Origin of the sequence: Novipirellula herctigrandis (assembly GCA_007859835.1) — a bacterium.
In the GTDB taxonomy this organism is placed as follows: domain Bacteria; phylum Planctomycetota; class Planctomycetia; order Pirellulales; family Pirellulaceae; genus Novipirellula_A; species Novipirellula_A herctigrandis.
Window position 1 is genome coordinate 8478681 of the sequence record SJPJ01000001.1, and the last position, 22920, is coordinate 8501600.

16 protein-coding genes are annotated in these 22920 nt (G+C 50.9%); 7 read left to right on the top strand and 9 right to left on the bottom strand.

The annotated features are described in order from the left end of the window. Positions 1-3: 3 nt before the first annotated feature. The 4 genes from CA13_RS30595 to CA13_RS30610 all read right to left on the bottom strand — a co-directional run bounded on the left by CA13_RS30595 (position 4) and on the right by CA13_RS30610 (position 6165). Positions 4-978, bottom strand: a complete 975-nt coding sequence (locus tag CA13_RS30595; RefSeq protein WP_146403142.1) for an aldo/keto reductase — start codon at positions 976-978, stop codon at positions 4-6. A 161-nt stretch (positions 979-1139) separates the two neighbouring features. Beyond that, positions 1140-2657 (bottom strand): sulfatase-like hydrolase/transferase, encoded by a 1518-nt coding sequence (locus CA13_RS30600; protein ID WP_146403144.1) that lies wholly within the window; start codon positions 2655-2657, stop codon positions 1140-1142. A 37-nt stretch (positions 2658-2694) separates the two neighbouring features. Beyond that, entirely contained in the window at positions 2695-4320 is a 1626-nt protein-coding gene (locus CA13_RS30605) for an alpha-L-fucosidase (protein ID WP_146403146.1), read from the bottom strand. 357 nt (positions 4321-4677) lie between these two features. Continuing rightward, positions 4678-6165, bottom strand: coding sequence for a sulfatase family protein (locus CA13_RS30610; protein WP_419195047.1), 1488 nt, complete (start codon positions 6163-6165; stop codon positions 4678-4680). A 387-nt stretch (positions 6166-6552) separates the two neighbouring features. Here CA13_RS30610 and arsC point away from each other — a divergent pair, with 387 nt between their 5' ends. Further along, complete coding sequence (gene arsC / locus CA13_RS30615) at positions 6553-6903, top strand: arsenate reductase (glutaredoxin) (protein ID WP_146403150.1); 351 nt, start codon at positions 6553-6555, stop codon at positions 6901-6903. Positions 6904-6945: 42 nt separating this feature from the next. Here arsC and CA13_RS30620 read toward each other — a convergent pair whose 3' ends face one another. Both CA13_RS30620 and CA13_RS30625 read right to left on the bottom strand, forming a co-directional pair. Next, on the bottom strand, positions 6946-8568 hold the full coding sequence (locus CA13_RS30620) for an alpha-L-fucosidase (protein WP_146403152.1): 1623 nt from the start codon (positions 8566-8568) through the stop codon (positions 6946-6948). 136 nt (positions 8569-8704) lie between these two features. Further along, the gene (locus tag CA13_RS30625) at positions 8705-10207 is read right to left on the bottom strand and encodes an arylsulfatase (protein WP_146403154.1); all 1503 of its coding nucleotides are present in this window, start codon (positions 10205-10207) and stop codon (positions 8705-8707) included. 240 nt (positions 10208-10447) lie between these two features. Here CA13_RS30625 and CA13_RS30630 point away from each other — a divergent pair, with 240 nt between their 5' ends. Next, positions 10448-12316, top strand: coding sequence for a cyclic nucleotide-binding and patatin-like phospholipase domain-containing protein (locus tag CA13_RS30630; RefSeq protein WP_146403157.1), 1869 nt, complete (start codon positions 10448-10450; stop codon positions 12314-12316). Between the two features lie 76 nt (positions 12317-12392). After that, entirely contained in the window at positions 12393-13886 is a 1494-nt protein-coding gene (gene cls / locus CA13_RS30635; protein WP_146403158.1) for a cardiolipin synthase, read from the top strand. Positions 13887-13924: 38 nt separating this feature from the next. On the opposite strand, the gene CA13_RS30640 is transcribed toward cls, so the two are convergent. Further along, positions 13925-15340 carry a DcaP family trimeric outer membrane transporter gene (locus CA13_RS30640; RefSeq protein WP_419195048.1) on the bottom strand — a complete coding sequence of 472 codons (1416 nt, stop codon included), beginning with the start codon at positions 15338-15340 and terminating at the stop codon, positions 13925-13927. Between the two features lie 403 nt (positions 15341-15743). Here CA13_RS30640 and yegS point away from each other — a divergent pair, with 403 nt between their 5' ends. Beyond that, on the top strand, positions 15744-16664 hold the full coding sequence (yegS, locus tag CA13_RS30645) for a lipid kinase YegS (protein WP_419195049.1): 921 nt from the start codon (positions 15744-15746) through the stop codon (positions 16662-16664). A gap of 26 nt (positions 16665-16690) precedes the next feature. Here the strand turns inward: yegS and CA13_RS30650 are convergent, their stop codons facing one another. After that, positions 16691-17866, bottom strand: a complete 1176-nt coding sequence (locus tag CA13_RS30650; RefSeq protein ID WP_146403164.1) for a hypothetical protein — start codon at positions 17864-17866, stop codon at positions 16691-16693. Between the two features lie 310 nt (positions 17867-18176). Between CA13_RS30650 and CA13_RS30655 the strand changes: the two genes are divergently transcribed. Further along, complete coding sequence (locus tag CA13_RS30655) at positions 18177-18623, top strand: hypothetical protein (protein ID WP_146403166.1); 447 nt, start codon at positions 18177-18179, stop codon at positions 18621-18623. Positions 18624-18692: 69 nt separating this feature from the next. Here the strand turns inward: CA13_RS30655 and CA13_RS30660 are convergent, their stop codons facing one another. After that, positions 18693-19292, bottom strand: coding sequence for a DUF502 domain-containing protein (locus CA13_RS30660; protein WP_146403168.1), 600 nt, complete (start codon positions 19290-19292; stop codon positions 18693-18695). A gap of 459 nt (positions 19293-19751) precedes the next feature. Here CA13_RS30660 and CA13_RS30665 point away from each other — a divergent pair, with 459 nt between their 5' ends. Next, entirely contained in the window at positions 19752-21407 is a 1656-nt protein-coding gene (locus tag CA13_RS30665) for an ABC1 kinase family protein (RefSeq protein WP_146403170.1), read from the top strand. A gap of 90 nt (positions 21408-21497) precedes the next feature. Then, positions 21498-22772: a mechanosensitive ion channel family protein gene (locus CA13_RS30670; protein ID WP_146403172.1), complete on the top strand. Its 1275-nt coding sequence runs from the start codon at positions 21498-21500 to the stop codon at positions 22770-22772. Positions 22773-22920 lie beyond the last annotated feature (148 nt).

Sequence of the window (22920 nt, forward strand, 5' to 3'; positions counted from 1 at the left end):
GGCTTAATAGACTCCGCGGATATGTTCGTGAACTTTTTCGTTGTAGAAACTAGCCATTTGCTGATGAATTTGGCTGCTCAGCTTCGGAAGATCCGAGACAACTGCGTTGCTCTTAACCTGAGACGGCCTTGACGCTCCGGTGATCATCGTGGTTACCGCATCGTGGTCCAAAATCCATCGCTGAGCAAACTGCGCCATCGTCAACCCCAGCGGTACCATCGGTTTGATCTGTGTTGCCAATTCAACAGCTAGCTCAAAGGGCAACCCGGCAAAGGTTTCACCAACATTAAATGCATCGCCGTCGCGGTTGTAATTGCGGTGGTCATCCGCGGCAAATTGCGTATCAATCGTAAACTTACCGGACAGCACACCACTAGCAAGCGGCAAACGTACAATGATGCCGACGCCTTGCGCCGATGCTTTTTCAAACAAAGTGTGGATAGGTTTCTGGCGAAACAAATTGAAGATGATTTGCAGCGATGTCACATCAGCCTGCTTCAAAACCAACAATGCCGCTTCCATTGATTCAACGCTAGCGCCAAAATTCTTGATCAGTCCTTCTCGTTTGAAATTGCGAAGCCAATCAAATATCTCACCATTGGACATCACCTCCGTAGGTATGCAATGCAGTTGAAGCAGATCAAGCGACTCGACACCGAGACGATCTATCGATTCACAAATATGTTGCCTTATCAATGGAGCGGTGTAGGGCCCCGGATAGTTCTGGCGTCCTACCTTGGTCGCGATGAACAACTCTTCGCTGCGCCGACGAATAAACTGCCCGATCATTCGCTCGGAGCGACCCGCACCGTAAACGTCTGCGGTATCGAGAAAGCGAATACCACAGTCGATTGCCGATTCGAGAATTTCCAAGGCATCCTTGTCACTGACCGTTCCCCAATCGGCACCAAGTTGCCAACATCCGAGCCCAATTTCCGACACAGATCGCTCGCTATTGCCGAGAACTCGTGTCTTCACAATTTATTCCTTTGGTGTGAGTCAACTCTTCGAATCCTATACGCCTTGGCGGAACTACACGCGGTTAGCGAAAGGCCCACGATGATCCAAAAATGCTCGATCAAGTTTTAACCCAAAGGCGAAGCAAGCCGCAATAATGAGTAGGCAAGTTTTGACATACGTCAATTTTTGGACTTTGAAACTTCGCGACTATCCGCAAAGTCATCGGGCTGATTCCACAAGCGATAGGGATCATCAAGACGTCGCTGTTCGGCTAGCAGCAACGCTTCCAACTCCGCTAGTTTCCCGGCGTACCGAGGGTCGTTTGCAAGATTGATTTGATTTGCGTTGGGTTTGTTTTTCGTCAGTGCAGCAACAGCCGAGTCGTGATGCTCTCGGAGCAGTTCATCTGGGTTTTCGGCAAGATTGAACAATTGGGTTTGGCGGACCGTGCCGTCGAGCACGTCATACTTGATTAGTTTCCAGTCTCCCTTTTTCACACAGCGCATCCCTGGCTTTGTACCGCCGCAGTACGCACCATAGAGCACCTCGCGAACTTGCTCCTGTTCACCTTCGAGAACTGACTTGAAGCTAATACCCTCGGTGCATTCGGGAACATCGATCTCCGCAAGATCCAACAGTGTGCGAAGCGTATCAAGCAGATAAATATTCCCCTTCACTCGGACTCCTGCCTTCACTGTTGGTCCTTTCACAATGTACGGCACTCGCCAAGTATGCTCGTACAAATTCTGTTTGCCCTGAAGGCCATGGCGACCGATAGCAATGCCGTGATCAGCGGTGTAGATAATGTAGGTATTGTCTAACTCGCCCATCGCCTCAAGCTTCTGCAGGACTTGGCCGATTTGGATATCAATATTCTCAGAGCAGGCGTATTCACGGCCCAGTTCATTTCGAATGGTCGCCTCATCACGATTTTTCCAGACGCCATTGACTCGTTCTTCGTCACGAAGACCGGGATGACCATGATGGAACGGATGCGCGGGAAGGTAATTGGTTTGCAGTTCCGGAGCTGGACGTTCAGGACTGAGTCGTGGCAGCGAGTTCTTGTCTGTGTGGTTCGTTGCGCCATATTTTCGCAACAACTCGGGTTTGCCGTCGCGTGTGTCGTGCGGATGGGAAAAGCCGAAATAGATCAAGAACGGATCGGCATCGCTCGTCTTTTCTCGCTCGTTGAGGTAGTTTAGCACTTCGGTAGCGTGCCACGCACTCCCCGTCTCATCGGTGCCACCACGCCGAGTTGCGTCATGTCGCACGGTAAACTTTTTGTTGGCGTCCTCATAGCTGTTTCCCTTTTTGCAGGTACGCATCGTGTCGTACCCCGCACGGTTGAAAACCGCTGCCATCGTAAAATCCGCCAAATCGGCGGGGCAATGTTCCTTTTGCTTTGGTAAGTGCCAAACCGTGCGGCCACTCATGATCATGTGGCGTGAAGGCGTACAGACCGCACCAGACCAAGAGCCCATGTGATGCGCCCCATCAAACACCATGCCCTGTGCCGCCAAACGATCGATATTTGGCGTGTCCAGAGGCGATTTTGGATCATAAATTTTCAAATCAAACGGCGACTGGTCGTCAGCCAAAATGAACAAAAAATTCGGCCGCTTTTCTTCTGCATGCAGCGAAGCACCCAATACGATCATCGAGGCAAAACAAATCCACAGGTTCTTTATCACATTCATTGATGTCTCTCCGGTATTTTCTAACTTGTTTACTTTACTATTGTCCAAATTGAATATTGTCATTGTGAAGTTTGCCAGGATCGATCGGACCGCTATGCAACTTCTCTAGCTCAGCGTCACGTCGGGCTTTTGCGTCAGGCGTTAGTCTTGCTTTGAACCCAGTGAGCTTAAAGGCGTGGGCGAAATCCGTGGCCAGATTCTTCGGAGCATGGATTGTCAATCGTCCCTCGGTTACTTCAAACTTCAACTCTTCGTCACGTCCAACCAGAACCACCTTGCCCGACTCCGATTCATCGATTTGAATGATGCTCGGTGCAACGATTCCGTTTACCGGTTCCCCCAAAGCAATCATGTAAAGCGTTTTGCCGTCTTTACTTTGCGTGTATCGAAGGTCGCTTCCGGAATATTCAAGGGACTTTCTTTGGTGGCTGCCCGCTCGTTCCATCTGAGTCGGCCCTTCGCCGTATTCCAGCCATGGCCGAGTCGCATAGATTGCTTCCCCATTTCGCTTTAGCCAATCACCAAATGCCAACAAACAATCCCGTTGATCCTGGGGAATAGTGCCGTCGGATTTTGGTGATAGGTTCAGTAGCAAGTGGCCATTTTTGGATACCGAATCAATAAAGTCATGGACGACAACCTTTGCCGGTTTCACTGCCAAGGTATCGGTATAGCACCAACTGCCAGTAGAGATAGTGTCGTCGTTCAACCAAGGGTATGGCGTCAACGCCGCAGTGCGTCCTTTCTCAAAGTCGAGGACGGCAACTTCCTGTGGGTACTGAAGCTTTTTGGTCGTAACCATGACGTCCTTGCCCCACTTGTCGGCCTGGTTGAAATAGTAGGCAAGGAAGTTGAGATGATAAGGCTCAAGAATGTCCGACATCCTTCCGTCAAACCAGATCATGTCAGGTTCGTATTTGTCGATAGCCTCTCCCAGTTTGGCCTGGAAAAGCATATTGAAAAGATACTCGCTGATGTTCATATAGAGGAACTGCAACACAGGATCATCGGATGCCGTTGGCCAACCTTCCACACGAGGTACCCAATTGCGTGAGCGTTCATGATGAAATGTCGTAACAAATTTCAATCCGCGGTCCTTCACGGCCTTTGCTAACTCGCCGGTGATGTCCCGTTTCGGACCGGTATCTGCTGCGTTCCAGGGCGTCATTTCCGAATCCCACATTGAATAGCCATCGTGATGTTCACACACGGGGCCCGCCCAACGCGCACCAGATTTTACAAACAGATCCGCCCACTCGGACGCATCAAAATGCTGAGCCTTAAACATCGGCACAAAATCGTGATACCCGAACTCATCCGGTTCGCCCCACGTTTCCCGATGGTGTTCATAGTAGCTCTGCTTTTCGGGACCCGTTTTGATATGCATCTTTCGCATATACCATTCGTTCCCATGTGCCGGAACGGAATAAACGCCCCAGTGGAAATAGATGCCCACTTTTCCATCGAGAAACCACTCTGGCTGAGCTTCATGTTGTGTAACGCTTTGCCAATTTGGACGATAAGGCCCTTCGGTTGCACCCTGGTTCATCTTCGCGACCATCGCGTTGATGTTCGTTTTGCACTGTTCGATGCTCAATGGCTCTGAAGCCCGAACAGTCCCCAAAAAGAGAAACGCGGCAATCAGACTTAAAATTCTTTTCATGGTTACTCTGCTCTCATAGCTCTGGTCGTAGTAAATCGTTGGATCACTGTTCGTGAGACGACGGGCGGGCTTTTCCCAGTCATCCACGTCGGAACAAAGCCTTGGACTATTTCGGTAGGGAAGAAAGGGTAATCGATTTCGTAGGGCGGATAGGATCTAAGCATAACATCAAACGCTGCCCGCGCCGCCGCATGTTCCACTTTCGGCCATGCCTATCACAGGCGATTCGCTGTATTGGTGACTCACGGCCTGCATATTGAGCGAAACTCAGCGCGAGATCAATCGAACCCCGTATTGCCCTGTTAATTCCAGTTGGTTTTATGCCGCACCTTTCCTCAATAAAAACCACGCCTTCGGCTACTCCAATTTGGAACGTTTTTGCTGGTTCCCAGGCAATTGCTCTTGTTGGATATCCACAGCCGCAATCTGTTTCCGCAACTGTCGTTCTAGCTTTGTGATAATTTGATTGTATTCGGCATTTGCGGCAACATTGTCGAGCTGGTTTGGGTCGATGCTACGGTCAAACAGCTCAGCCGGATGGTCTTTCAGCTTCAGGTAGGTGTAACGTGCATCGCGAATACCGTAGTGCTCTGGACCACTCCAATAGTTGTAGAACTGTGACTTGCGCCAATCAACGGGCGCCGGTTCCCCTTTGAGCATTGGCACCATACTTTGCCCCTGCATGGCCCCCGGAATCTCAACGCCAGCCAAGTCAAGAAGTGTCGGCGCGATATCCACATTCATGCATAGTTCAGCATTCACAGTTCCTGGCTTGATCAGCGTTGGATATCGGATAAGAAACGGCATTCGCATCGACGACTCAAGGATCAACCGCTTGTCATAGAAACCGTGCTGGCCTAGCCAGTATCCCTGATCCGAAGTGTAGATCACAACGGTGCCATCGGTCAGACCTTCCGCATCGAGATAGTCAAGCACGCGTTTGAGGTTGTCGTTGTTACCCGCAATACAACGGATGTATTTGTGAAGTTGGTGTTGGTAGGCGACACGGATCTTGTCCTTGTCATTGTGACGATCGTGCTCCCACATTTCGTCAGGAGCCTTGTCATTGACATGTCGATCATAATACGTCCCCCCCTTTCCCACGGCGTGCAGCATGTGGAACTTACTGTATTTCAGAAAGTCGCGTTTCAGGTTCGAGTCGCTGCTTTGAACGTCCTCATACAATGTCGGCGGTTCCGGGATTGTGACACCATCAAGCAAATCGTTGTATCGTTCTGCGTGACCATAATCGTGGTGCGGTGCCTTGAATTGTAGGCTCAACAAGAACGGTCGATCGCGATCTCGGTTTTCCAACCAATCGATCGCAATGTCCGTATAAACATCGGTTGAATAACCCTTACGCTTCCATGTCCCCTCGGAACCATAAAATGTGGGATCGAAGTATTTCCCTTGACCTTTCACGGTCATGTGCTTGTCGTATCCCTGAGGCAAGTTCTTGAGATGCCACTTGCCAACCAGCCATGTTTGGTACCCTGATTTTTGCAACGCTACCGGATACTGTGGCGAAGATTCGTTGATACCGCCGTTGAGTCCGAGTACACCGTTTTTGTGGCTGAATTGACCGGTTAAGATCGAGGCACGACTTGGCGAGCAAATCGAATTGTTACAAGCAAAACTGTCAAACCGCATTCCTTCTTTAGCAAGTCGATCGATCGCCGGAGTCTTGGCGAATTCTTTCAGGTACGTTCCGTACGCCGAGATCGCTTCAAACGCGTGATCGTCCACTAGGACTACCACCATATTCGGCTTTTCAGCAGAGTGGAGCACAGAGGCTAGCGTCAAAGTCAGAGCAAGTGTTAACAGAATTCTAGTAAAGGATTGCATGTTCATAAGTGTCTATGGCGTGGTGGCATCCAGTCGCATTGCGACAGAACAGTTCGCGTGACTACAAGATAATTTAAAGCATTTCGAGGAACGACGCATCAAGCCCAGGAACCTCAGTGGATTCGAGTCCCGGCACCGCAGGTAGTATCTTGCTTAGGGGAATCGCGACCAACTCAAACGCAGTTTATAAGGAGAGTGCGGAAAAGACTTGACTGGTTCATGGTCGGAGAGCAAACCGAACCATATTTATCGAAGACATTTAGGTCTTTACCGAGACTCGCTTTGACGCATCAAAATGCCGCGTCACCTGGATGGGCAACCCAGAATTCCTATCGTACGATACTGCACATGGGGCAAACTAAAATTTAGTCTAACAAAAGCACGAAAATGAAAGAGATCACGATCTGGCACAATCCCCGATGCAGTAAGTCGCGACAGACGCTCGAACTGCTCCAAGCAAAGGGACATGATCCACGTGTGGTTCGTTACCTGGATGATTCCCCCAGCGTCAGTGAAATTCGAAAGCTGCTGAAAATGCTTGGTTGTCAGCCTCGCGAGCTAATGCGTACGAAGGAAGCGCTTTACAAAGAACTGGATCTTGCGCAGGTCGAGGACGACAAAGCGTTGATTCAGGCGATGGTCGAGCATCCCAAGCTGATCGAGCGACCGATCGTGACGTGCGGTCAACGAGCAGCAATCGGTCGCCCACCCGAAAGCGTTTTGTCGGTGCTCGAATAGCCGCCTGTGCTCAATTACAGAGTTCGTTGGATGTCTACGGTTTTACTCTGCCGCGTTACATTCCGTGAATTTGAAGACGAACATATAGTTCAGTGGCAGGTCGTTGATTCCAAATTCGGATACATCCAATTCGATATCCGATCCCGATTGTTCCCAAGGAATTGGTTTCTGGCTGCCAAGCAACGACACTTTGGTTGCATCCGATGCTCTTAGCCCCTTAATCGTGACACTGTTTCCGCTGGGCCATTTTGGCGACAACGCATAAAGCGTTTTGTCTTTGCGGGTGAAGTAAAATTCCTTGACTGATTGTCCTTCACGCGGCATGATCGACATCTCGAGAATTGGGTCCGGCTTGCCCTGATGAAACTCTTGCTTGCTGTACTTGATTCGCTCGCCGTCGGACCATTGAGCATCAGTCACCCAACGTCGGGTGCCGAAAATGGCCTCACCGTTCACGTCGAGCCACTCGCCCATTTGTGCGAGCCGGTCTTCCATAATCACAGGAATTCGTCCATCGGCAGTCGGTCCAATGTCGAGCAAGAAATTGCCTCCACGCGAGACAATGTCGACGAGCATGAAAACCAGTAACTTGCCCGAGTTGTAATCATCGTAGGTTTCAACGCGGTTGTATCCGAACGACTTGCCGATCCCACGATTCTCTTCCCACAACACATTAGGGTCGTCAAATCCCGATCCGTATTCGGTGGTCATATAGCCTCCGTGCTTTCCACGGACTTGCCCCCAGCGGTCGTTGATCACAACTTCATTCTTATTCGGAGCATTGTTATAGAGCCACGACAAAAGCGGTCGTGTTCGCCATTTGTCGTCGTCCATCCACCAGTCGCCATCCGAGAAAAGAAGCGCCGGTTGATAGTCTTTGACCAGTTGTTTGAATTGAGGATACATCACTTCATCGATGTATTTGTCGCGAGCAGGATCGTGATCCTTAAGTTCCGTGTTTCCATAAGGTTGCATCTTTTCGGGCCAGTACGGATTGAACCAATCCCAGATTGAGTAATACAGCCCCATTTTTATATCCGCAGCACGCACCGACTTCGTCAGCTCGCCGACCAAATCTCGCTGTGGTCCGGACTCGACGCTGTTCCATGGCATTCCAAAACTGTCGGACGCTTCTTTGCTCGGCCACAAACAGTACCCGTCGTGATGCTTTGATGTTAGCACCACGTACTTTGCATGGCAGCGTTTGAAGACATCGGCCCATTGATCGGGATCAAACATCTCGCAAGTGAACTGTGGCCGGAAATCTTTGTACTCGAAGTCGTTGCCATAAACACGCTTATGGAATTCTTGGATCGCTTTGGAGCGGCCTACCGCCGCAGCCTGTTTGCGTGGAGTACCGTCTTTAGCGTGCCAGTACCACTCAGCATACGTTCCGCGCGGTGAGAAGGAGGGAACGGAATAAAGGCCCCAATGAATGAATATCCCGAACTTGGCATCAGGATACCAATCGGGCGTCTTGCGGGAATCAAGTGATTCCCATGTCGGTTCGTACTTGACCGGATCCTGCAAGACAGCATCATTCGCAGCGTTATTCGCAATGCTATTCGCAATGCTATTCGCAACGTCACTTTGCGCACTGACGCGTGATGGAAAAGCCACTGCGATCGGAAGGAAGCATAGCAATGCGAAGCTCAAACGATTCATCTTGGGTTCTTTCGTAACGCGATTATGGCTGGTTCCTGCCGACCGCTAGGCATTGATGTAAATTCGCCAACACTGAGATTGATCAGTGCCATGTCGCCAAAGCAACACAAAGGGTCGGTTCGACGTTGATACTAACCTACAAACGAGGCGCAGTCCATTTCGGGATGCCAATGTCTTGAAGTTGCTTTTCGTAACGAACATCTTGTGGGTGTTCTGACGCGTACGGAACGTCTTCATTGACCATCAACGGCACGGTCACGGCCCACCAAGCGTCGTACGCTTTCCGCATCTCAGCGACGACTTCCGGGTGATTCGAAGACACGTCGGTCTTTTCGTAGGGATCGACCGATATGTCGTAAAGCTCTTTATTATTCACGAATCGCCAACGTTGCGTTCGAACCGCGCAATTTTTGAATTTGCTTTGGTCAGGATCGTCACCCTTGTTCCAACGTCCTTGGTGAACGAATAGATTGCGGTCAGGCCACGATGATTTTGGATTCTCAAGCAATGGAAGTAGCGTGCGTCCGTCAATCTCCTGGATACCGTCTGGAATTTTGACTCCGGTAAGCTCACAGAAAGTCTTATACAAGTCGATATGAGCGGTCAGTGAGGGGATATCAATTCCTTCGCCAAGTTTTCCTTTCCAACGCCAAAACGCCGGTACATGCGTGCCACCTTCATAGGGCGATCCCTTTCCCGTTTTGAAACCGGCGGTGAAAATCGGAGCCCTTTTTCCATTCAGCTTTCCGCTGCGACCGGCTTGTCCGTTGTCGGTCATGAAGATGACGAGTGTGTCATCCCATAACTTCCACTCATCGAGTTTTTCCATCAAGACGCCGAAATTGTCATCAATATTTTCGATCATGCCGTAGCGACCTTGCGTGTTAGCGTCCCAACCAAGATCGGCGAAGCGTTTCTTGTACTTCTCGGGTGCCAGCATTGGTCCATGCGGAGCATTCGTCGAAACATATGCGAAGAAAGGTGTCTTCGAATCATGTTGTTTCTTAATCCAGCCGAGTGCAGCCTGAAAGAAGGCGTCCGTGCAAAACCCGTCGGTTTGGACGATCGTATCGTTGTGCAAAATCACGTTGTCAAAGTACTTTCCATCCTTTTCGCGGTTCGGCGGAAAGTCAGCACAGCTTCCTTCGTAGGCTTGTCCGATACCGCCAGCACCGTGTATGAACACTTCGCTAAATCCACGGTTGTAAGGCTGATATTCGTCTTCATCACCAAGATGCCATTTTCCAAAGATCGCGGTTTCGTATCCTGCGTTTCGTAATAGCTGTGGAAAAGTCGTTGTCGACAGTGCCATCCGCTCGCGCTCTTTGATCGTGTGAGTAACACCGTTGCGAAACTCATGGCGTCCACTGAATATGGACGATCGCGTCGGTGCACAGGTCGGGCTGACATGAAAGTCAGTAAACCGGGTCGACATTTTGTAAAAGCGATCAAGGTTCGGCGTCCTCAACACTTCGTTGCCCATACAAGACAAATCGCCCATTCCTTGGTCGTCGGTCATCACCAAGATAATATTCGGACGGGAACCGGCCAGCGATTCGGCGTAGGTTACAGTATCATTGCAACTGGCTACCCCAAACAGAATAGCGGAGAGCGCAAAAAAGACAGAGGACAATTTCATGGTGCACCTTGTCGCATTGAGAGGAAGGTTTCTGGATAACAGTTACTAGCGCAAATGCAACTCGTAACTCGGTTTCTTTGGTTTTGCATCCGTTTTCGATATTTGAACACGATTATAGCTGACCGAGAACACCACGACCGAGTTTGGTTTACATTGTGGATGGAGTCAAGGAATCTGACTCCGCCAGTTGTACTGATTCACCGGAACTGACAACGCGACGCGAAATAGTGATCTTTTTCAATGCCAGCGGAACCACGCAAAATCGAATCGACACCGATTGACCGTTTGCGACCCTGTCGTATCTGTGAAGGATTAGGGGACCGTGAAATCGAGAGAGTGGCAGCTGCCTGCACATGGCGAGAGCTGCAACCGGATGAAACCTTGGCTTTCCCATGTGACTCGGTATTCGCGATCTATACCGTCACCCGAGGTCGATTGCGGATGTATCAAGCCAGCGAGAGAGCCGATGTTCGAGGCGAACAGGAACGTCTCATCGGTTTCGCAAATTTTGGGGATACCATCGGGCAATCTTCACTGTTGTCGGACCAATTCGATGACAATTCACGAATCGTTTCCGACACGGAATCGCAAGTTGCAGTGATCAGCCGCGCTCGAGCGATGCGGCTGATGATGGAATTGCCACGTTTGCGACAAAACTTGATCGTCACGTTCGGTCTACGGATGGAGAGCCTGTTTCAAGGAAAGCCTTTGCGCCGATTCCCCAAGGTTGTCGGTATCGTTTCGAGTCAGTCGTCAAACAAAAGTCTATGTTTACTGCGGTTACTTACACAAGAACTGCAGAAGCGGAATGAGCGAATCTGTGTCTTTTCGGATCGGTCCGAAGTTGCTCTCGAATCGGAAACGATGAGGGAAGCACTTTCAGGCAATGGCGTTGACTCGGCGAGTCTGATCCATCGGGTACGCCAGCGGCTTGCCGGTGTCGACCGCGTGCTTGTTGACATCATGTTGCCGGGACAATCGGCGTCGTTTTCGGAACAGATACATGCGTGTGGTGAAATCCTTTGGTGCTTTGATAACGAACAGCCGGAGGCCAATAACGATGCCATTCTGGCTAACTTCATCGCCAAACATCCACCGCTGAAATCGCGAATTGCCTGCGTGCAAATTGTTCCCACTGGCAAGAGCCTTGGTCGCCGCAAACCATGCTGCGAGAACCTGGACCAACGTGATTTTTTGCTTGCACTTTCTGAATCGGATGATCAGCTCAGCCGACTCTGTCAGCAGGGAATAGACCGAATTGTTCGTCACCTTCGTGGCGTGAAAATTGGGTTGGCTCTTGGCGGCGGCGGTGCCCGCGGATTGGCACACTTGGGAGTACTGAAGGTGCTTGATCACGCTGGGATAAGTTTCGATATGATGAGCGGCACCAGTGCGGGCGCCATGATCGGGCTTGGTTACGCCGCTGGAATGACACCTGAATCGTTGATTGATCTTTTTGCACGTGAACTTCAACCTCCAACCTTATTGGATCGTTTCCGCGGAGGACGTCGCCTGTTTCTGTTTGTAAAGTTTCGCGCTGGTGCATGGGAGCAAATGCTGCGAAAGCACTATCATGATTGGTTGTTCGGACAACTGCACATCCCCTTCTCAGTCGTGACAACCGATTTGGTTTCCGGCCAAGAATTGGTCCGTGATAGTGGCGATATTGTTCATGCGATTCTCGAAAGCATCAATATCCCGGTGATGTCGAATCCAATCTTGAAAGACGGGAAGATTTTGGTTGATGGAGGCGTATTGAACAATTTGCCCGTCGAGCTGTTGAGTGATCGTGGCGCCCAACATGTGATTGGCGTCGATGTCTCAAAAGAAATTCCAAATCATTTTGCCGGCAACTATCCAGGGATGGCGACTAATAAGATGATAAAGCCGGGAAACGTCGAGACGGCGTACCGGATCATGGAAGTCTCTCGGCGGGGGATTACTCAATTACAGATGAGTTTTGCGGATCATGTGATCGAACCTGATACGTCCGCGTTCGATTTCGCCGACTTCACGTCTGCGGCGGGCATCGCGGAAACCGGTGAAGTTGCTGCAGAAACAATGCTGCCGGATATCCAAGCGGCATACAACGAGTTGATGAATGGGTGATCGTGGATAATGATTAACACCTCGGCGCTCAAAAGAAAGAGTTGGCCTGCACGAAGTATTATTTAGGTTGAAAGATATGTTCAAACGCAGCCGCAGTGCATCCGATACGAACACCGCAAAAGCACCGACGTCAAAACGAAGAAAAATGGTAGTCGCGTTTATTGTCGTGATGCACATTCTTGGTGCTCTCACCTCGGTCAAAGCCGTGATGTCGACTCGTACGTCTCAAGGTGCAATTGCGTGGGCCGTCAGTCTGAACACGTTCCCTTACGTCGCCGTGCCAGCTTATTGGGGACTCGGGCAGTCAAAGTTTGATGGGTACGATTTACTGCGTCAAAGCGAACAACTGGCAAATAGCGAGGCTGCACGTCGTGCCCGACAAATGCTTGAGGATGATCAATTGTTGCTAGTACCGAGAACTCCAATCGAAGAAAGCCACGCAAAACTATTAAATAACATCAGCCGATTGCCGATCACTTCTGGGAACACTGCCAAATTGTTGGTCAATGGCCAAGAAACCTTTGATGCGATTCTTGACGGAATGGAGACCGCAGAAAAATATATCCTCTTTCAATTCTATATCCTTCGTGATGACGAACTCGGTCAGAGATGTAAAGAAGTGTTCTTGAAGAAGGCAGCGGAAGGTGTAAGGGTCTGTGTGTTGTACGATGAGCTTGGTAGCAAAGATTTGTCTGCCAAGTACGTCAACGAATTGGAAGCGGCTGGAGTTCAGATCGTGCCGTTTAATACCACTCAAGGTCGTGGAAATCGTCTTCGGTTAAACTTTCGGAATCACCGCAAGATCGTCGTCGTTGACGGAAACGTTGCCTACGTTGGTGGACACAACGTCGGCGACGAGTACCTAGGCAAGGATCCTGTCTTGACTCCATGGCGTGATACCCATGTCGAACTTCGTGGACCGGTCGTTCAGGCCATCCAAGTCCCCTTTGTGGAAGATTGGAACTGGGCTACCGGTAACAAGTTGGAACTGAACTGGGACCCAGAAAGAGCCGAGGGAGGCGAAACGGCGGCAGCCTGCATCCCAACCGGTCCGGCTGACCGTTTAGAAACGGGAACGCTTCTCTTTCTGCATGCAATCAACTCTGCACAAAATCGACTGTGGATCGTGAGTCCGTATTTTATTCCTGATGAGCAGCTAATGTCTGCGTTGCAGTTGGCGGCACTGCGAGGAGTCGACGTGAGGATCTTGATTCCCCAAAACCCGGACCATTTGCACGTGTATCTTTCGGGTGTCTCCTACTTGGAAGAGGCGAAGGAGGCGGGTGTGAAGATCTACCGCTATCAGCCCGGTTTCCTGCACCAGAAAGTGTGGTTGATCGACGACAATGTAGCCGCAGTCGGAACGGCCAATCTTGATAACCGGTCGATGAGGCTAAACTTCGAGGTCACGATGTTGATCTACGGGGAAGAGTTCGCAGGGGAGGTCGAAGAGATGATGGAAGCCGACTTTGCCGAGAGCATACTTGCGACCGCTGCCGAGTACACCGATCAATCATTGCCCTATCGCTTCCTTGTCCGCGTGTGTCGTTTGCTTGCGCCGATTCAGTAGTCGAATCGCTCAAATTGCTGATCGTCGTGCGCATTTGGTCACGGCAAGATGAACGCGACCGCTGATTGAATCCGATGTGCATCGGCACTCGACATGTTAACGTTCTCTCGAGTCCCATATAGATACTCAATGCCGACCTTGACGCGTTCCAGTGGACTCCAGATCAAGTTGGCGGCCAAATAGCTGGTCGCACTCACGTCATCGGGCGGCTGAAGCGGCGCGGTATCGAGTTGATTCGCCGCGTAGGTGAAGTTGGAACTGAAGCGATCGTTCCATTCGTGAGTGATGCCGACCATCCATCCGAACAGCGGCAACACTCTTTCGGTGGTCGCCGACTCAGGTGCAGCATCGGGCAGACTACGGTAACTGCCAATACCTTCGCCATGCACGATTTGGTAGTAGACTTTGGTCGATTCCAACAGCATCACCACTCCCGTGAAATTTAGCCCCCAAGCAGAGCCCTCCATAACGGGACCACCGGTCGGTTGGTACCCGCCCGTGCGGCTCAGGTACGCAAACTGAAATCGTCCCCAATCCCTCGTCAACTTCAGTCGGGCAATCACGTCTGGCGACGGAGACCGCGCGTCACCCGGAAGGCCGGGCGGCGCAATCACGATGAAACGCGTATCTTCCACAGCGATCGAAATCGTCAAGGCATCACCGAAAATAGGCTGCGTCCAACGAGCCTGTGCTTGACGCCGGTTCACGTTGGATACGGAACCTTCAAAGTCAATCGTGGCTGGAGAGGCCGCCACATCCGTGAACGTTGTCCACGTTCGTCCAACCAACAAGGATCCGACTTCGCCGTAGGCATGTCGTAAACGGAATTGGCTATTCTCGCCAAAAAAGTCGCCTTCTACGAAAGCCTGTACCGTGTAACCTTCAGCTTTCCACCGAGTATCAAAACTCAGACGTGTTTGCCGCGCATGGAATCGAGTATTCGTACGGTCCGGTGATCCGACCGGGATCTTTGTTGTTACAAAGGAGTCAGTCGAGTCGATTGGGTCAAAGTCGTAAATGAAGTCAGTCTTCACATAGCCACCGAACTTCATTGCCACGTCGTCACCAAAAACGATCAAGCCGTTTTCGAATTCCGGTGCTGAATAGAGATCCAAGCCAATGTCAAAGCGCCCCGGCCGGGCTGCGAACGATCCAGAAAATTGACTAGCGTCGACACTCTGGATACCTGACACGTCCAGTTGTGCCGGAACCTGCATCATCGCGACTTGCTGTACCCGTGACGGTTTCTCCGAACCGTCATCGATCGCTTCTAACCACAGTGCATGAGACGACTCGATCGAGAGCCCCAGATCGATTGGTTCGTACTCGAGCGATGGAGATGCAGCCAATGCAATCGGAGTGGACAGCGCAGCAGATAAGCTAGCCGGTAGCGGCTGCTGTGCATGGGAAGCCGTCGCCGTCAGCAACAAACACCAGACTGGAAAGAAACGCATCCACATTTAACCGCAGGCTGCCAGATGTTTGCGAATTGTAACAATTAGGAAGACTCTTTGGTTTGTATCGGCGAGTACCGAGCGAATTCTGGACGAAAAGACAAAACGCAAATCAGATACATTAAACGTGCGAATTTGAAAACGCTCCGTTCGATACGGATGCAACATGAAACTGACAGTGAAACACAGCGGGGCGTCTAATGTATCTCTTGCATTGTCACCGCTAATTGCCTTGTCACCCCAAATTTCACCATGAACACATTAGAAATCAGCATGATTTTGGTGAACAGGAACATGCGCTGGCAACTTCCATCTAGCCTATCGAGTAAGCTGGAAAAGGCGGTGTTGCGGGGGACCTTTTTGGGTGATGCCACAGCGAAATCAACAAACAACGAGTAATCAGATGCCCGAATCGAGATTGATGCGACTCATTATCAATGGAAAATCAGCGGGCGATCCGGAGCTCCGATCCGCCGTTGGTGAGCTTCGCGATTCCGGTCAACCGATCGAAGTTCGTGTGACTTGGGAAGGTGGCGATGCGGCGCGATACGCTGCCGAAGCGGTACGTGACGGGGTGGATGTGATCATTGCCGGAGGCGGCGATGGCACCGTGAATGAAGTGGTTGGTGGCATTCTCTCGACTGATAAGCCGAACAGTGCCGCCGTAGCCGTGTTGCCCTACGGTACCGCCAATGATTTTGCAGCAGGCTGTTCGATTCCAATCGGTAATCCGTTGTCAGCACTCACACTAGCAGCAACGGGGAACATCGTTCCGATTGATGTAGGAAGAGCCAACGACAGTTACTTCGTCAACATCGCCAGCGGCGGATTCGGGGCGGAGGTGACTGCAAATACGCCGCCAGAGTTGAAAAAGGCGCTCGGCGGAACGGCCTACTCATTGATGGGCATCGTCACGGCGGCAAAAGCATTGCCACATCACAGTCGTGTCACACTGCCCGACGGCACTTCCAAATCGGGTGACGTGTTGGTGATGACCGCGGCAAACGGACGTCAATGCGGAGGTGGACAGCAAGTTGCCCCAAAAGCCTACCTGAACGATGGACTACTCGACTTTATGATTGTCCACGATGTCGACATGCAGTCATTTGGTCAAGTATTGAGCGAGATATTGACTCTCGGCGACGAGAGCAATGAGTATGTGTCGTACGCACAATTGCCATCGCTTCGGATCGAGTGCGATAATCCTTTCCAGGTGAATCTCGATGGCGAGCCGGTCCGTTCCAAAGTTTTTGAGTTCAGTGTTCTCCCCAAAGCGATTCGATTTGTGCTTCCGCCGAATGCTCCGCTGGTAGACCTTGGTTAGCTGCGTTCTGCACACGACGGTTCCGATCAGCCGCCCCATGGAGTATTCACTAGAATTCCGAAGTAGAGACCAATGTCGGCTCGTTCGGTTAACGATTCACGAGTCGAAACACCGCCTTGCAATCCGAACTCCATGCCGACTCTTGTGCGTTGGTCCAAACGAATATCCCGCGTTTCCATTAGTTCACGGGATGGTCTTCCAAGTGGGAATTCGTATCGGATGCCCCCTGATAAAGTTGATACCGGAGCGTGGCCGTTGTCGGTTGAACCGCTATTGAGCGCTGTCGTGATTCCTAACCCAAGTGTGCCGCCGACACGCCAACCTAGCGAAGATAGCTTATCTGGCTTACCAAACACTTCGGCAAACCGCTCGCTGATCAATGGCATTGGAAAATAGAGTTCAACGACATCGAGCGAGGCAAGAATGGCACCATCTTGGAAAAGATCAAATTCGCTATCATTTCCCTGTTTCAGGTCCATAAACACGCGAGCTTTGGGCTGAAAAAAACGAACCTCGGGCAGCCGCAACATCCCAGGCTCTAAGATCTGTCCCTCGACTTCCGTCAACTGGGCATGAAACGCGATGTCATCGGCGGGAACCTCGTACCGCACAACGCGAATCTTCTTTGTCTCTTGCCAGCTCTCGGTGGGCTGAAGGAATGACTTTACGCGATCGGATATCGACTCCTTGCCTCGTTTCGTGTCATCCGCGATTTCGATTAACTGACCTTCGATCCCACGGTTCATGAACGTTTGGTTCAATTCATGATCTGACAGCGGTATTTCGTAACGCACAATCCGGCTAGGTGATGCTGATTGCTCTACAAAGGATGGTATTGCACGTACCGCATTATCGGAGGCATCTCCGAGTGTCGCATAAGCATTTTGAACCCCAGAAGACTGGGGCGCCTCCATCCGAGTTTGGTTGGACAAACTGTCGAATGAATGTGGCGAAAGTCCCAATGAGTCCTGATTGAGCCCGAAGCCAGCAGAACTGTCATGCGTAGATCCACTGGTTTTTTGACCATCAACTTCGAATAACTTTGGCACGCCCGAATATGACGGCATTCGAATCAGCGGCTGGTCCGAATGGATGACTGGCGAATCCGGGTCGAGCGAGATTTCGCTCGATTCCGGCATCAACGTATCGATTTCCTGCCACGGGATTGGAAGCCGAGTCTGCGCCCAAGCATTCGTGCTCATTCCGATTAGAACCGTGCCAAGCACGTACAAGACCCTGCGCACTACGGTCACCCAAAAGTAGTCGTTTTAACACCATTGTCAGCTAACGCTACAAAGTTGCATCGCGATGCCGCAAGACTATTCTCAGCTAGCGACTTCATCTCAATACGTCGAAGTGTCATTAAATTGCACGGAAGGGCAGGCTCGGATTGCTTCCAAACTGTGGGATGTCCAACTAGACTGACAAAAGAAATAGCAGGCCGTATTTCATTTTCTGGGGCCGAGGCCTGCCCTCGTACCTCCTCTTTCTCGATTCTCCAAGAGACAAATCATGGAAACTGACGACAAACCAATGACAACGAAGGAATTGACGGCTGCAGTCAGCCTGCTTTTAGAAAGAGAAGAATCCCGGATCAAGCAGCAACGTCGCAAAAAGCGCCGCCGTATTCGACGCCAGCGCGAAGAAACTCGCGACGGAATCGCTCGACTTGGTCAGTCAATCGAAGTCATCAAATGGTGCATCGTTGGAATTGCATCGGTCATGGCTACCTCACTGCTAATCTTGGTTATTGTCGTTTGGCAAATCGGAAACGAAGCTCAGCGGATTAAGGGCGAAGTCGAGCAAATCAAAGGTGAAGCGGAAACGATCGTCGAACAAATCCAGCTCGAAGCCGACTTGATTCGTGACAAAATCCAGAACCCGCTTCGGTCGCTCGGCGGAGCGTTGGGTAGCCAGCTAGACAGTAGGATCGGAAATGCTCTCGGGTTGGAAGAGTAGTTGTTTTGAACTGCTAACTCCAATCACCGGTTAGTGCGAATCAGGGAATGAAACTTGAGAGTACTGTGCCTAATGCAAGTCGTCGACTTCCCGAATTCGGTCGGGACACACCGATCCGAATGTGAATTGATACAGCTGCCACTGCTTAAGCGTCCAATCGGTGAACTCAACTTGATCGAGTTTAACGACTCGAATATATCCTAACTTGGTTTGCGGCGTGGTTGGAACATAGACGGCCGCAAGCTGGGTTGCACCTTCCGGTGATAAAAAGCTTGATGTCAAAACTCCCATCGTTCGGACCTCTTCACTAGGCCAATTGATCATCACGATTTGGGCCTTCTCTTTTGCATCTGAAATTTCGTTTAGCAGTCGATCATCCCATCGAAGCAGGCCTCGCAACGCCTCTTTCTTTCCAAGCAACGGAAAGACCCCAAATAAAATTACGCTGCCCACCATCGGCGGTCCGACCAAAATCGCGAAGACCGTCACGACGATTGACAGAAGGCGATTGCCGGTGAAATCAAAAACGGGCAGTAGCAGTGTTACTAAGTACGCGATGGCGAAAATCAGCACAAAGGCAATCAGCCCGTGCAGGTAGACGCGTGCCCACGTGTCCAGCGAGTGTTTGCTTCGTACTTTGTATGTATCGACCGACTGATCGTTGTCCACTGTTGCTCCAATCGATGGTGTCTGATCTTTCGTTGGTTAGGGTTCAGTCATCACTGAAGGGCCACCGACATTTGTGGATACCGCATTCACACCCAGCGCACGTGAAAGTCCCTGAATCAACAACAGAACAATTGTCTTATGGTACAAGGGGTCCTGTTGAACAAGATAGGTTATCATAGTTTCGAGCTGAATCGGAGTTCACCGAGCCCCAGCCTTTTTGGGTTTCCAAGATTCCACAACAAGCTGAAGTAGATAGCACATTCGATTTCGTTGTTAGCGGACCAAATCGGGAGCGGGACGAGCATCATCAGCAAATCTTTTTTGCCAACATCGACTCGATTGATGAGCACGAACGAAACTTCGTGGAAGTAAATGTAACGTGGCGGAAATTCAATTACCGTACATCGATTTTCGCCATCCCCAAATCGCCCTTGTTCAATATTTTGCAGGTAAATGATCATGGAAGTGAAGGATCTCCCAAAGCTGGTTCGCAACGCCGGACGCTTCAATGAAGTGGTCGCGGTTGCGTTGAAATACGGAATCGCACCGTGGCTAAGCAACGTCCAGGCTGACTGGGTCCAGAGTCGTTTGCGCGGCAGCGACGGTGAAAAACTTGGGGAGCTTTCCGAGGCGGTACGAGTCCGCATGGCACTATCAGAACTAGGAACGACCTTTATCAAACTCGGTCAGATTCTAAGCACGCGAGCTGATTTAGTGGGACCGGAATTAGCTGCAGAACTATCCGAACTTCAATCGAGCACTCCGCCCGATTCGCCTGAGCAAGTGGTCGAGACCATCATGGAAGAGTTGGGCGAACACCCTGACAAGCTTTTCCGAAGTTTTGAACCCGATGCACTCGCCTCGGCTTCGATCGGCCAAGTTCATCACGCCGTCATGCACGATGGCAAGGGTGTCGTCGTCAAAGTGCAACACGCGGGAATTGAAAACCGTGTCCAAAACGACCTCGAGATTCTGATTGAATTGGCGAAGTTGGCTGAGAAATACTCGGCGGAAGTTGCTCAGTACAATCCTGTCGCAACGGCAATCGAATTTCGCGACACGCTGTTGCATGAACTAGATTTCACTCGTGAACAACGAAACTTAACACGCTTCGCAGCCAATTTCACAGAGAATGAGGGTGTGTTCTTTCCTACACCACATCCCGACCGGTGTACGAAACGCGTATTGACGATGGATGCACTCCAAGGAATCAGTGTTTCCAAACGGGAATTGCTGCTCAAGGCGGGTTTCGACTTGACGGACATCGCTCGCCGCGGCGCCGAAATGTTCCTCGAAATGGTTTTTCGAGACGGCTTCTATCATGCCGATCCACATCCTGGAAACTTGATGGTGCTACAGGACGAAGTGATCGGTGTGCTTGATTGCGGCATGGTAGGCCGCGTCGACGAAGAGCTCCGCGAACAAGTGGAAGACCTATTGATCGCCGCAATCGACAAGGATACCGATCGTTTGCTCGATAGCGTGTTGCAACTAGGTGAACTGCCGCGAGACTTTGACCGGTCACGACTGCGAAGCGATCTCGTTGAATTCGTCGAAGAGTACGGTTCGCAACCGATCGACAAATTTGATCTTAGTGGGGCACTTAACGGAATGACCGCCATCATTCGACGGCATCGAATTCTGCTGCCAGCACGAGTTAGCCTGTTGATCAAAATGTTGGTAATGTTAGAAGGCACTGCTCAGCAATTGAGCCCGACGTTCAACATCGTTGAGTTGCTCGAACCATACCGACGCGAGGCAATAAAACGTCGGCTCTCGCCGCAGCGATTGTTTCGAAAATTGCAAAATTCGCATCGAGATTGGAGCCGATTGGCCGAGTCGTTGCCAGCGGATATTTCCGACATCGTCAACCGGATTCGCCGCGGCAGTTTCGACGTTCACCTCGAACATCGAAGCCTCGGTTCGATTGTCAATCGACTTGTGCTCGGCCTGCTTGCATCAGCACTATTCGTCGGTTCGACCTCGCTATTAAGCAACAACGTCAAACCATTGTTTGGCGAAACGTCGATCCCTGGGGCCGCAGGCTGCATCGTCGCCGTGTACCTTGGGTTCACGTTGATCCGGGCCATCAAAAAGTCCGGCGACATTCAATGATTTACTAACGGCACTGTGCACGCTTTCTGTGTGTTCGTCTAGAAGGAGAATTTGGTCCGTGGCTTCTGCCCGAACGAGTGACGAGAAATCATGTTAGAAATTATTCAACAGTCGCAAGCAACTCTACGCGATTGGCTTCGTTTGCCCGACAACTTCGCAGCAATCATCGTTCCAATCGCCAACGTCGCCGTGGTGCTCATCTTCGCGGTCATCATCGATCGGGTGGCCCGATGGTGCATCCGCTCATTGGTGCCTTGGATAGTCAGCCATTTCAAGTCAGAAAAACCAACGATTTGGCTGACTGCATTGCGGGAACGTCTGGTTGCAAGTCGTAGTGCTCACATTCTAGCAGTATCGGTCGTTTACTGGCTGGTCCCGCTCGCGTTGGACGGATTCCCAGAAACGTTGACGCTTGTCCGCAACTTGATCGAAGGATACATGATCATCATTGTGGTGATAGCCATCAACTCGCTGATTCGAGCTAGCGGTGATGTGTTGGTCAACGATGATTTGCCAACCGGCGTTTCACTACGCTTCGCCACTCAAGGTGTTCAGATTGTCATTGCAGTCGTTGGTGCGATCCTGGTTGCTTCGGTCGTATTTGACACTTCGGTGACCGTTCTGCTGAGCGGTATGGCTGGCATGACTGCGGTTTTATTGCTGGTCTTTAAGGACACGATTTTGGGTTTCGTCGCTGGCATTCAATTGGCCAGCAACGACATGCTCCGCATTGACGATTGGATCGAGATTCCCCAATACGGTGCCGACGGTGTTGTGACGGACATCGGCTTGACGACCGTCAAGATTCAAAATTTCGACAAAACATTCTCGACCATCCCCTCCTATGCGTTGGTCAGCGAGAGCTTTCGCAATTGGCGAGGCATGAAGGAATCCGGTGCGCGTCGAATTCTACGTTCTGTATCGATCGACATGAATGGGATCGGGTTTCTGACGGAGGAGCAATTTCACCGACTTCGTAATATCGCGCTGTTAGAACGCTACCTCGACGACAAACGCGACGCGATTGAAAAATACAACTTGCAGTTCACTGACGCACAACTCTGCTCGCCCAACATCCGCCGACTGACAAACATTGGGACTCTACGAGCTTACCTCGAAAGGTATCTCAAACAGCACCCAGATCTTCGCGATGATATGTCTGTGATCGTTCAGCACCAGCAATCGAGTGCCGAAGGATTGCCGATTCAGATCGTTGCATTCTGCAGAAAACAAGATGCCTGCGATTACGAGCGAGTCCAGGCCGAGATCTTTGATCACATCATCGCCATCTTACCTGAATTTGGACTGACCGCTTTTCAGGGACCAACCGACGAACTTAAAAAACATATGCCTATCGATCGTTGAGAAACCGACGCGCCCCACGGGATACCGATGTCTGTTAGCGAGATCGCCCACCCGTCGTTAGAAGCCAGTATACTTGGCCCTAACAAGATTTGCTTTGGCGACTTGTCCTCGAACGAACAGCGACGGAGTCCATTGCCGAAGAAGTCGA